Annotated in this window: 10 protein-coding genes; 5 read left to right on the top strand and 5 right to left on the bottom strand. The window is 71.8% G+C overall.

The window, feature by feature from the left end:
- Positions 1 to 18: 18 nt before the first annotated feature.
- Complete coding sequence (locus ABZ893_RS13460; RefSeq protein WP_361401609.1) at positions 19 to 1,662, top strand: FAD-dependent oxidoreductase; 1,644 nt, start codon at positions 19 to 21, stop codon at positions 1,660 to 1,662.
- 58 nt (positions 1,663 to 1,720) lie between these two features.
- On the opposite strand, the gene ABZ893_RS13455 is transcribed toward ABZ893_RS13460, so the two are convergent.
- The gene (locus ABZ893_RS13455) at positions 1,721 to 3,160 is read right to left on the bottom strand and encodes a cytosine permease (RefSeq protein ID WP_361401607.1); all 1,440 of its coding nucleotides are present in this window, start codon (positions 3,158 to 3,160) and stop codon (positions 1,721 to 1,723) included.
- 97 nt (positions 3,161 to 3,257) lie between these two features.
- Here ABZ893_RS13455 and ABZ893_RS13450 point away from each other — a divergent pair, with 97 nt between their 5' ends.
- Positions 3,258 to 3,944: a TetR family transcriptional regulator C-terminal domain-containing protein gene (locus tag ABZ893_RS13450; RefSeq protein ID WP_361401605.1), complete on the top strand. Its 687-nt coding sequence runs from the start codon at positions 3,258 to 3,260 to the stop codon at positions 3,942 to 3,944.
- Between the two features lie 45 nt (positions 3,945 to 3,989).
- Here the strand turns inward: ABZ893_RS13450 and ABZ893_RS13445 are convergent, their stop codons facing one another.
- Positions 3,990 to 5,171 carry a M20 family metallopeptidase gene (locus ABZ893_RS13445; RefSeq protein WP_361401602.1) on the bottom strand — a complete coding sequence of 394 codons (1,182 nt, stop codon included), beginning with the start codon at positions 5,169 to 5,171 and terminating at the stop codon, positions 3,990 to 3,992.
- A 220-nt stretch (positions 5,172 to 5,391) separates the two neighbouring features.
- On the opposite strand from ABZ893_RS13445, the gene ABZ893_RS13440 reads away from it, so the two are divergent.
- Together ABZ893_RS13440 and ABZ893_RS13435 are read left to right on the top strand one after the other, a co-directional pair.
- Entirely contained in the window at positions 5,392 to 6,006 is a 615-nt protein-coding gene (locus tag ABZ893_RS13440; protein WP_361401599.1) for a TetR/AcrR family transcriptional regulator, read from the top strand.
- Between the two features lie 188 nt (positions 6,007 to 6,194).
- Complete coding sequence (locus ABZ893_RS13435) at positions 6,195 to 7,661, top strand: MFS transporter (RefSeq protein WP_361401596.1); 1,467 nt, start codon at positions 6,195 to 6,197, stop codon at positions 7,659 to 7,661.
- Between the two features lie 71 nt (positions 7,662 to 7,732).
- Here the strand turns inward: ABZ893_RS13435 and ABZ893_RS13430 are convergent, their stop codons facing one another.
- The 3 genes from ABZ893_RS13430 to ABZ893_RS13420 all read right to left on the bottom strand — a co-directional run bounded on the left by ABZ893_RS13430 (position 7,733) and on the right by ABZ893_RS13420 (position 10,947).
- Positions 7,733 to 8,131, bottom strand: a complete 399-nt coding sequence (locus tag ABZ893_RS13430) for a hypothetical protein (protein ID WP_361401593.1) — start codon at positions 8,129 to 8,131, stop codon at positions 7,733 to 7,735.
- 37 nt (positions 8,132 to 8,168) lie between these two features.
- A complete protein-coding gene (locus ABZ893_RS13425; RefSeq protein WP_361402440.1) occupies positions 8,169 to 9,695 on the bottom strand; it encodes an FAD-dependent oxidoreductase in 1,527 nt (508 codons plus the stop codon).
- A 406-nt stretch (positions 9,696 to 10,101) separates the two neighbouring features.
- Entirely contained in the window at positions 10,102 to 10,947 is an 846-nt protein-coding gene (locus ABZ893_RS13420; RefSeq protein ID WP_361401590.1) for a SigB/SigF/SigG family RNA polymerase sigma factor, read from the bottom strand.
- 304 nt (positions 10,948 to 11,251) lie between these two features.
- Between ABZ893_RS13420 and ABZ893_RS13415 the strand changes: the two genes are divergently transcribed.
- Positions 11,252 to 12,058: a VOC family protein gene (locus tag ABZ893_RS13415; protein ID WP_361401587.1), complete on the top strand. Its 807-nt coding sequence runs from the start codon at positions 11,252 to 11,254 to the stop codon at positions 12,056 to 12,058.
- Positions 12,059 to 12,064 lie beyond the last annotated feature (6 nt).

Here is a 12,064-nt window from a genome sequence, read left to right as displayed (position 1 = left end):
ACCACGTGAGTTGACGACATGACGTACGCCATCACCCAGACCTGCTGCAGTGACGCGACCTGTGTCGCCGTGTGCCCGGTCAACTGCATCCACCCCACCCCCGAGGAGCGGGCGTTCGGCAGCACCGAGATGCTGCACATCGACCCCGAGACCTGCATCGACTGCGGCGCGTGCGCCGACGCCTGCCCCGTCGACGCCATCTTCCCGGTCGACCGTCTGTCCACGTCGCAGCGCGAGTACGCCGAGATCAACGCCGCGTACTACCGCGACGCCGAGCGGGAACCGGTCGACGACAGCCCCAACTTCCATACGTGGGGCACCCCTTCGTTCCCGCGCGTCCTGCCGTCCGACCTCGCACCGCTCAAGATCGCGGTCGTCGGCACCGGACCGGCGGGGATGTACGCCGTGCAGGACCTGCTGCTGCACACCAACGCGGAGGTCACCCTCATCGACCGGCTCCCCGTGGCCGACGGCCTCGTGCGCTACGGCGTCGCTCCGGACCACCCCGCCACCAAGAAGGTCGGCGAGACCTTCGCCCGGTTCCACGGCCACCACCGCGTACGGATGCACCTCGGCCTCGACGTCGGCAACGACGTCACCCCGCAGGAGATCGCCGACCACCACGACGCGGTCGTCTACGCGGTCGGGGCCGCCGCAGACCGCCGCCTGTCCGTCCCCGGCGAGGATCTGACCGGCAGCATCTCGGCCCGCACGTTCGTCGCCTGGTACAACGCGCACCCGGACGTGCCGCACGACGCGATCGATCTGTCCGCCGAGCGCGTCGTGGTCGTCGGCAACGGCAACGTCGCCCTCGACGTCGCCCGTATCCTGCTCGCCGACCCGGACACCCTCGCCCGCACCGACATCGCCGACCACGCACTGAAGGCACTGCGCGCCGGATCGGTACGCGAAGTGGTCCTGCTCGGCCGCCGGGGCCCCGAGAACGCCGCGTACACCACGTCGGAACTGCTCGCACTGAAGCACGTACCGGGCCTCCAACTGCTCGTCGACGACCACGATCCCCGCACCGGCGAGGCCATCGACGCGGCCGGTCCGCACGACAAGGCCGCCGTCCTGCGGGGCGTGCCCCGGGGCACCTTCGACGCGGAACGGGCACCTGCACCCGGGCGGCGCATCGTGCTGCGGTTCCACAGCGCGCCGGCGGAAGTGCTCGGCACGGACCGGGTCGAGGGCGTACGTACCGAAGGGGCGTCGGGGGAGCGGGAGATCGCGGCGGGCATGGTGCTGCGAGCGATCGGCTATCGCGGGGGACCGCTGGCTGGTCTCCCGTTCGACGAGGCCACCGGCACCGTTCCGCACGAGGGCGGACGCGTCACAGGGATGCCGGGGACGTACGTCGTGGGCTGGATCAAGCGCGGTCCGAGTGGCGGCATCGGCGCCAACCGCACCTGTGCGGGCGAGACGGTCACGACGCTCCTCGCCGACGCGGTGGCGGGCGCTCTACCGAAGCCGTCGTACGCGCCGAAGGCCTTCCACCGGCTGGCTAGGCGCCGTAACCGGCGCGTCCTCGGCGCGAAGGGTCTGGCGGCGATCGAACGGGCGGAGACTGCGCGGGGGCGGCAGGAGGACCGGCCCCGGGTGAAGCTGGCGACGGTGGAGGAGCTGGTGGCTGCGGCCCGGCGGGGGCGGGTGCTGCGGTGAACCGGTGACGCTTATGGGTCTACCGGCGCGTCTGAGCACTTCGGCCAGGGTGCCCGCGTCAGGGCGAGACAGAGTCTCGCTCCGGACGGGGTGCACGGGTGAGGGCGAGATAGAGGCCCGCCGCCACGACGATCCCAACCGGCAGCGACAGGTCCGCCCCGCCTGCGGCCCGGGCGATCGGGCCGGTGTAGAGGTGTGTATCGCTGCACAGGAAGGCGACGGCGAATGCGGTCAACAGGGCAATCGCACCTGCCCAGTTGACGCCGCCGGTGTACCAGAAGGGACTGTCCCGGCTCTCGTCCGTCAGCTCCCGGCCGTCGTAGCGGTTGCGGCGCCACAGGATGTCGACGGCGTAGATCGCGATGCTCGGGCCGAGGAGCGCCACCATGATTTCGAGGATGTTGCTGACGGTGTCGAGGAAGTCGGAGACCAGCAGTGCGTACAGCGTCATGGCCACGCCGAGCGTGCCGTCCAGAATGACGCTGCGGGACCTGCGGATCCTGACGCCGATCGACTGGAGGGCGAGGCCGGAACTGTAGGCGGTCAGGGCGTTGTTGCAGACGGCGCCCAGGATCACGGCCAGAAGGAACGCCGGCTTGAACCAGGTCGGCAGGATCGTCTCCAGAGCTGTCTGGGGGTCGTGCATATCGAGTGCCGTGGCCGCGAGGGCGCCGAGTGCGGTGAACAGGACGCTGGGCACGAAGCCGCCGAGCGCGGTCCAGCCGGCGACGGCCCCCGGGGAGGTCGTGCGCGGCAGATAGCGGGCGAAGTCGGCGCTGTTGCTGTACGAGAGCGGCGCCGAGGCGACGAGTGTCGTCCCTGCCATCACGGCGGACCACAACTCGACTCCGTTGAGCGGGTGTTGGGGCTCGTATCCCCAGTCGACGTGGCCGAGTACGTAGCCCGCCAGGACGATGAAGACGGCGGTCAGGGCCAGGGTGAACGGCAGATACAGCTTCACGATGGTGGCGTGGCCGTAGACGCTGATGGCGAGTGTCGCGGCGGCCAGCGCGACGATGATGACGACCTTGACGCCCGTGCTCGGGGCGATACCGGCCCTGGCCGCGAGGCTGAACGCGGCGAGCGATGCGGCCGCCCAGCTCAGCGCCAGATAGCAGACCGACACGAACCAGCCGGTCAGGGCGATGTTCGCCCGGTTGCCCAGGACGCCGAACATCGCGCGCATGACGACCTGGCTCGGAGTGCCGGACGCCGGACCGCTGACGGCGACCAGGCCGACGAACGCCCAGAACAGGTTGCCCGCCACGATCACCCCGAGGGCCTGCCACAGGCCGAGGCCCATCAGGATGAGGGCGCCGCCGATCACGAGGCTGAGGTAGCTGACGTTGGGCGCCGCCCACACGGCGAAGAGCTCGCGGGCGTGGCCGTGCCGCTCGTCGTCGGGGATGAAGTCGATGCCGTGCGTCTCGACGCGTCCGGCCTGGTCGGCGGGGGGTGGAGGTGCCGGCTCCGGGTCGTCTGGGATCGTGGGAGCCATGCAGTCCTCCGAACAGGCGAGCACGGGAGCCGACTTGTCTATTGGCCGCAAATCCAATAGTGCGCCCGCGGTGCGGTCGAACACCTCACCTAAGCGGGTGCGGAAGTCTCCGGAGGCCCGCCGCGCCGAGATCGTCTCCGCCGCCGCGACGATCGCGCTCACGGAGGGCCTCGAAATCATCACGATGCGCCGGGTCGCGGACGAGCTCGCGGTGCGCCCCGGCCTGATCAGCCACTACTTCCCCGTCGCGGAGGACCTGGTCGCCGAGGCCTTCGGCGTAGCGGCGACGGCCGAGCTGGACGACCTGATTCCCGCCGACCGGACCAAGGAGGACGCCCTCGCGGACCTGGCCCGGTTCTTCCTCCGTACGACGGGGGAGCGCTACGACGGCATGAGCCGGCTGTGGCTCAACGCCCGCCATCTGAGCCGCTACCGCGACACGCTGCGCGACCGCGTCGGCCACCAGGAAGGGCGGTGGCGCGACCGCCTGACCCACCTCATCCGCGACGGTGTCGAGGCCGGGGTCTTCCGTACGGAGGACCCGCTGCTGGCGTCCATTCAGATCCTGGTCGTCCTGGACGGCCTCGGCGCCCACGCCAACACGGAACGCGGCAACCGGCCTCCGGCGGTCACGGGCATGGCCGTCGCGACCGCCGAACGCGAACTTGATGTGCCGCGCGGGACTCTTGCCGAGCTGATGGCTGCCCCGCACATCGCGGATCGGTCGGGCACGCGCGAGCCGTCGGGTACGCGCGAGCCGTCGGGCACGCCCGAGCCGGAGTGACGGTGGGGGCCCCGGAGTGACGGCGGGGCCGGTCCGATCAGGCCGTCAGCCCAGCCGCGCCGTCACACAGCGCGAGCGCCACTGCGGGTCGGCCGCCAGGTCGAGGCCGGTCCACGCCATCGCGAGCGCCCCGTCCAGCACCGCGGCGTCGCCCGCCGCACCCGAGACCTCCTCGGCGAACTGCCGGGTGTGCGGCATACCTTGCGCGCCGAGCACGCCGAGCATGGGGTGGATCGCGGGCATGACGTGGGTGACGTTGCCCATGTCGGTGGAACCGCCCGTACCCACCGCGTTCTGCCCCGGCGTCACCTCACGGCCGGTGGCCCGCAGGTTGCGCGCGTAGGCGTCCATCAGGGACGGGTCGTGGCACAGGTCCAGGTAGTCGGGCTGGATCCGGCGGACCTCCATCGTGGTGCCGGTGGCGAGCGCGGCGCCGCGGAAGCAGTTCAGGACGCGCTCCTTGAGGTCGCCGAGTTCCTCGCCGGTGGGGGTGCGCACCTCGTACTCGAGCACCGTCCGCTCGGGGATGATGTTGGTGCGCTCGCCGCCGTGCCGGACGATGCCGGCGACCCGGTAGCCGTCCCGCAACTGCTGGCGGAGCTGGCCCACCGCGACCTGGGCGACGACCGCCGCGTCGGCTGCGTTGAGCCCGCCCTCGGGGGCCGCGGCGGCGTGCGAGGCGCGACCGGTGAAGGTGACCTCGAAACGGCCCACCGCGTTGCTGGAGCCGCGCGGGTCCACCATGTCGACGGGGGAGGGGTGCACCATCATCGCCACGGTCACGTCGTCGAAGGCACCGCGGTCCAGCATCAGCACCTTGCCGCCGCCCTCCTCCTCGGCCGGGGTGCCGAGCAGCTTCACACGGAAGCCGAGCTCGTCGGCGGCGGCTGCCAGGGCGATCGCCGCGCCCGCGCCGGCCGCGCAGATGATGTTGTGGCCGCAGGCGTGACCTATCCCCGGCAGCGCGTCGTACTCGGCGCACACCCCGACCGTCAGATCACCGCTGCCGTACGTCGCCGTCAGCGCGGTGGGCAGGTCGCACACCCCGCGCTCCACCGCGAACCCGGCGTCCTCCAGAAGCGCCGCGAGCCGCTCCGCGGACCGGACCTCCTCGAAGGACGTCTCGGGGTCGGCGTGGAGTTCGTGACTGAGCTCCAGCAGCCGGTCCTTGTACTCGTCGAGCCGGGCGGTGACACGGTCGCGGAGGGTCGAGTCGACTGTGGGCATGGGGGAGGTCCTCCACTCGGGGTGAGTGCGTGAGCGGAAAAGGAAACTCACCGTTTCCTTCCGCGGCATTCATGTGTACCAGCTCACCGGAGGCCTGGCTATGAGTCGAAGAGCCGCTTCCACGCGCTGCCTTATGGGGGCTCCGGGGCGGGCGATTTTATTTAGGGAACTTCCCGTTTCCTATTGACGGGAGCGCTCACATGCCCCGAAATGGAACGACATGGCGAGCACAGCGCGGCCGGCAGGCCGACCCCGCAGCGAAGAAGTCCGTGACCGCGTCATCGGCGCGGCCGAGAAACTGCTCGACGAGAGCGGCTACCTCGGAGTCACCATGGACGAGATCGCGGTGCGCGCCAAGGTGTCCAAGAAGACGCTCTACCGGTGGTGGCCGCACAAAGTCGCGGTGATCGCCGACGTGATGGTGGCCCGCGCCGACGTACGCACGGTCCCCGATCTCGGCGACACCCGCGCCGAACTGCTCGTCGTCTGCGACTACATCGACGACTTCAGCCGTGCCCAGGACGTCTTCAGTACCCTTTGTCTGACGGAGGCGGCCACCGAGGAGACGACGGTACTCCGGTCGTTCCTCGACGTGGTGCTCCACCGGCGGGACCAGGCGCGGGCCGCGGTACAGCGCGGTATCGCCCGCGGCGACCTGCCGGCGGACGTGGACGCCGACGCGCTCCTCGACCTGTGGAACGGGTTCTTCGTCTACCGCAGGTCGTTCCGCCCCGCACCCGTCCGTGAGGACACGGTGCACCAGCTCGTCGACATGGCTCTGGCCGGACAGGTACCCCGCCTTCCCGGACAGCGCACGGACGGCACCACCGGCTGAGCCCACCCGCACGCGCGACCCGGGACCACCCCACTCCGGCCACGCCTTCATCTTCATCCGCTCACGTTCATCCGCTCACGTGACCCGGGACCACCCCACCCCCGGCCACACCTCCATCCGCTCCTTCGCACCTCGTCCCCCGGGGCGGGCGCCCCGCCCGTACCCGAGTACGCCTTGGAGACCCCGCAATGCCCCGAAGCGCATCCCCAGGCAGCCTGTCCCCGTCGACCGCGTCCACCGCCTCCGTCGTCGGCTTCCTCGTCTTCATCGAACTGTGCAGCGGCATCCTCCAGGGCGCCGTGCCCGTCGTCGTCCCCCTCATCGGCAACGACCTGCACGTCAGCGCCGGTGACCTGAACTGGGTGAACAGCGTCTTCCTGCTGGTCGCGGGCATCTCCGTACCCCTGCTCTCCCGGCTCGGCGACATCTACGGACACCGGCGGATGATCCGGATCACCATGCTGATCGTCGTCGTGGGCTCGGTGATCGTGGCCACCGCGAACAGCTTCGGCGTCCTCCTCATCGGCCGGGCCCTCCAGGGCGTCTTCGCCTGCTGGCTCCCGCTCGACTTCGCCATCGTCCGCGACCGTGTCCAGAAGGAACGGGTCGGCGCCGCCATCGGGATGCTCGTCGGCGCGCTCACGCTCGGCGCCACCCTCGGCACCCTCGGCATGGGAGTGCTCTCCCGCGAGGTCCACAACGTGCACGGCCTGCTGCTGCTCCCGGTCGGCGCCATTCTGCTCTGCCTGCCCGTCGCGTTCCGGCTGATCCCCGAGTCGGTCACCCGCGCCGTCTGCCGCATCGACTGGGCCGGCGCCGCGCTCCTCAGCTCCGGTCTCGCCGCCGTCATGTTCGGCATGGCCATGGCCAAGAACGCGGGCCTCGGCACCACAGCCGGCGCCCTCGCCCTCGGCGCCGTCCTCCTCGCCCTGTTCGTCCGTACCGAGCTGCGGGCGCCCCAGCCCCTGGTCGACGTACGCCTGATGGCCCGCCCCTCCATGGCGCTGCTCTACGGGCTCAGCTTCCTCACCGGCGCTGTCCTGTACGGGGCGCAGACCGCCAACCCGTCGTTCTTCGCGACGCCGCGCAGCCTGGGCTTCGGGTTCGGGATGTCGGCGTTCGGCATCTCCCTGCTCGCCGCCGTGCCCCTTGTCGCCATGGCGGGCGCAGGCGCCGGTGCCGACCGCGTCGTCCGCCGCTTCGGCCCGCAGCGCACCCTCATCGGCGGCTTCACGCTGGTGGCGGCCGCGTACCTGGGCATGGTCTTCGCCCACCACGCTCCCTGGCAGCTGGCCGTCCTCGGAGGCGTCAGCGGCATCGGTATCGGCACGGCCATCGCCACCCTGCCCACGCTGCTCATGCGGCACCTGCCGGCCGACCAGACCGGTATCGGTACGGGCATGTACAACACGCTCAAGACCCTCGCCGGGTCGATGGCGGGCGCGGCGTTCGCTGCCGCCATGAACCGCCTCGTCGTGGACGCGCACGGCACCCACGTGGCCTCCGAGTCCGCGTACGTCACGGTCTGGGCGTCCTGCGGCGCGCTCGCGCTCCTCGGCGTGGTCGTCGCCCGCCGCGTGGGCCGCACGCGAAGCCGGGCCGAGGGCAGGCCCGCTGCGGAGGCGGCACTGGTGGCGGCGGTCGCCGCGGACTGATGCCGGGAGGACGAGTGGGGCTCAGCGGCCCAGGGTGCGCGCGGCGATCTCCGTTCCTCCTCCAGGGGTGATCAACCCGAAGGGTTGCTGAGGCGTAGCTGGACGTCGACCTCCTGGTCGCCCGAGACGCTGCCTACCTTCTCCATGGCGAACGCCGTGCCAAGGGTCCGGCACACGCGTTCCACGGCCACGGGGCCGCCCTGGAGTTCGGCCGTCACGGTCCCGGCGAGGACCATGGCGGAGACCTCGGCGGGGGAGTGGGCCACGTGGAAGTGGCCCGTCCACGCGGCGGGACGCGGGCCCTCCTCGCCGTGCGGGACGGTCTCGCCCCGGTCGGATTCGAAGTGGTCGCCCAGCAGATGGAAGACCGCGTCGGCGTCCGGCGCGGAACAGTCGCAGAGCACGACCTCCACCTGATCCCGGGACGACGCCTCCTCGGGGGAGGCCGTCGAAGCTGATGCGCTGTTCACGTCGTTCTCCGTTTCTTTCTCTCGGCGCGATGCCCTGTCAGGGGGCCGCGCCTCCGTCGTCCCGCAGATGCAGATGAAGGTTCACCGGCGCCAGCGGCCGGAGTGCCGGGCCCTGGAGCACCGTCCCGTCGGTGGCGAAGCGCGAACCGTGGCACGGGCACTCCCACGTCGTCTCCGCCGCGTTGAACGCGACGAGGCACCCCAGATGCGTACAGCGCGCCGACACGGCGTGGACCGTGCCGTTCTCGGCGCGGTACACGGCGCAGCGGTGTCCGTCGATGTGCACCACCGCGCCCGACCCGGGCGGGATGTCGGTGACCGAGTCGACGTGCGCGGTGTGCAGCCGGTCGGCGACGAAATGCCGTGCCACACCGGCCTGTTGCCTCAGCAGCGCGGGCGCCTCCCGCACCGTGCTCCACACGCGGCGCGGGTCGTACAGCTCGGCCCACGGCACGCTCCGGCCGGTGATCATCCCGGTGAGCATCTGCCCGGCCAGCACGCCACTGCTCATGCCCCAGCCGCCGAACCCCGTCGCCACGTAGGCGTGCCGGGCGCCGGGATGCAGGGGGCCGATCATCGGGATGCCGTCGCCGGAGTCGTTGTCCTGGGCGGCCCAGCGGTACGCCGTGTGCTCGACGGCGAAGTGCTCGCGCATCCACGTGTCGAGGGCCGCGAAGGACGCCGCCGCGTCACCCGTCCCCGGCGTGAAACTCTCGCCGGTCACGATGAGCAGCCGCCGGCCGTCGGCCCCGTACGGCGCGGTGCGCACCGACCGCCGGCCCTCGTCCTCCGTGATGAACATGCCGGGCGGGCCGGGACCGCAGGCGAGCGGGGCGGCGACGACGAGTTCGCGCCGGGGCTGGAGACGCGCGAACAGCAGCGCCCGGTCGAAGATCGGGTAGTGGGTGGCGACGACGACGTCGTGCGAGGTCACCGTGTGCTCCGCCTCGGTCGTCACCGTGCACGGCCGGCCGCCCATCATCTCGACCACACGCGACCGCTCATGGATGACACCGCCCCGGGCGACCAGATCCGCGGCCAGCGCCAGCAGATACGCGCGCGGGTGGAACTGCGCCTGGTCGTCCACCCGCACCGCCCCCGCCACGGCGAAGGGCAGGCCCGTGTCCTCGGTGTACCAGGCCGGGAGCCCGGCCGCGCGGGCCGCCTCGGCCTCGACGCGCAGCGCCTCCGTGCCTTCGGGACGCACCGTGTAGGTGTACGCCGGAGCGCGCTCAAGGTCGCAGTCGATCCCCACCTCGGCACAGATCTCCGCCACGCGTTCCACCGCGCCCTGCTGGGACGTCGCGTACTGGCGGGCCGCCTCCTCGCCGTGCACGCGGCGCAGCCGCTCGTACACGAGGGTGTGCAGCGCGGACACCTTGGCGGTGCTGTAGCCCGTGACTCCCGCCGCGATGCGGTCGGCCTCCAGGACGGCGACGGTCCGGCCGGCGCGCGCCAGCTCCCACGCGGTGCTGAGGCCGGCGATCCCGCCACCGACCACGGCCACGTCGACCTCGACGTCCTCGGCGAGGGGCGGATAGGCGGTCGTAGGACTGGAGTGCATCCAGTACGACTCGCCCCGCCCCGGAAGGTCCAGTCTCGGCGCCACCGTCAAGGCCTCCTTCGCGTCGCCTCGTCGCCTTGTCGCCCGAGATCGGGTTCCCGCGCCGCGCTCCGTAAATCATGGTGACGGCGATGACGTCGGGGCGCGCGCCGAGTGCGCGACGCGGACGCGAGAACACGCGCGGAGGGGATCGCGGTGTCCTCGCGCCCCGCGGCCACCGCTCGACTCATCCCGGCAGCGGCCGCTCCCCGCCGACGGCCACCCCTTGCTCCCGCAGAGGACCGGGGCGGCGGGCGGAGCTCTCGCCCCTCCACCGGACGGCCACCGCGCCAAGGCTGCGCGAACCCGCCCGGCCTCTGCTTCCAGTGTCCTCCCGGGGGCCGGGCGGGTCGCGTCCTCCCGGATATCAGGCCGCGGGCACTCCGTCGGCCGGCTCGCACTCCTGGCAGGCCTCCTCGCGCACCCGCGCACAGCTGTGGTGGATGAGCCGCGAGACATGCATCTGCGAGATGCCGAACCGCTCGGCGATCCGGGCCTGTGTCATCCCCTCGAAGAACCGCAGGTACAGGATGGTCCGCTCCCGCTCGGGCAGATGCCGCAGCCCCGGCTTCGCCGCCTCACGGTCGGTGATCAGGTCGTACGCGGAGTCGGCCGCGCCGAGCGCGTCGACGAGGCTGTGCCCGTCCTGACCCGCCGGGGACAGCTCGGCGTCGAGGGACAGCGCGCTGTAGCTCTCGATCGCCTTGAGCCCGTCGAGCACCTCCTCCTCGGTCAGCCCGGTGTGCGCGGCGATCGCGCCGACGCACGGCTCCGGGCTGCCGGGCCGCTCGATGAGGTCCCGGCGCGCCGAGCGCACCTTGTTCCGCAGGTCCTGCACCCGGCGCGGCACGTGCACGTCCCACATCCGGTCGCGGAAGTGCCGGCGCAGCTCGCCGGTGATGGTGGGCACGGCGTAACACTCGAAGGGGCCGCGCTCGGGCCGGTAGTGGTTGATCGCCTTGACGAGGCCCATGGCGGCGACCTGCTCCAGGTCGTCCATGCTCTCGCCCTTGTTGCGGTAGCGGCGGGCGATGCGGTGCGCCATGGGCAGCCAGGCCTCGACGAGCAGTTCGCACAGGAGCTCCCGCTCGGGACCGTCACCCAGGTCGGCCATCCGCGCGAACGCGGCCGACGTGTCGGGGGCGTCGTCGTGGGGGTGGCGGGAGGTCCGTCGGCGCTGGGTGGTCGTACCCGCAGTGATGTCAGTGAGCATCGCGTTCGCTCCTAGGCGGTGTGCCGGCGCGTGGCCGCGGTAACGGGCACCGGCATCCATCAGGAGCGGAACGCCGCTCGCGGGTAGGTGCCTCCGGTCCGAAGCATCGACATGCGACTGCACTTCGATTCTGCGACCGGCGATGCCCAGGTGGCTAGTCGGAGCGTCACGCCGTCACAGCACGTCAGGGGCGTTCTACGGACGGTTTCCGTGGCGCGGGCATGTGAGGGGTGCGGTACGAGGGGTACCCGGCCATGGGCAGCGCTGACCGAGTCCCCCAAGCAGTGGAAGGGGGCGCCTTTTCATGAGCGGCAAGTTGATCTCCAGACCCGGATCGGACGGCGCCACGTCACAGCACGTACTCGGCTCGCCTTGCTGGGTGAGCCTCGCGGCCCGCGACCTGTCCGCCTCGGAGGCCTTCTACGGGGCGGTACTGGGCTGGACGTTCCGCGCCGCCGCGCTCGGGGAGAAGTTCTCGGTGGCACTCGCCCACGGGCGGGCCGTCGCGGGCATCGGGGCGGTCGCACCGGCCCTGAAGGTCCCCGTCGCGTGGACCCCGTACTTCGCCGTGGCCGACGCGGACGTGACGGCCGGCCGGGTCATCGAGCGCGGCGGCACCGTGGGCGTCGGCCCGATCGCCTTCCCGACGGGCAGGGCGGCACTCGTCTCCGACCGCGCCGGCGCCGTGTTCGGCATCTGGGCCGGCCGGCTCGTCCGCGACTTCACGCAGTGGCGCCGATCGGCACCGCTGTGGCTGCGCCTGATCACGGTCGACGCGTTCGACGCCGCGATCTTCTACGGCGAAGTCCTCGAGTGGACGAGCCCGGGCTGCTGCGACGTGCGGTACGAGGAAGGGGCGGTCGTCCTGGTCTGCGGCGGGGAACCGGTCGCGTCCCTGGGCGGCGGAACCCCGGAACCGGCCGGCGGGAACGCCCTGAGGCCCCACTGGCAGATCCGCTTCACCGTCGACGACACCGCCGAGTGCGCACGCGCCGCCGTGGCGAACGGCGGCACGATCACCGGCGAGGCGATGGACGCGGAGGGCGACTACGTGACGGTCCGCGACCCCGAGGGAGCCGAACTGGTCCTCTTCACACCCCACAGGGCGTAGTCGCAG

This window comes from Streptomyces sp. NPDC046821, from assembly GCF_040645335.1.
GTDB lineage: Bacteria > Actinomycetota > Actinomycetes > Streptomycetales > Streptomycetaceae > Streptomyces.
The sequence above is the reverse complement of the archived record's forward strand: the minus strand, read 5'-3'. Positions and strand labels throughout refer to the sequence as shown.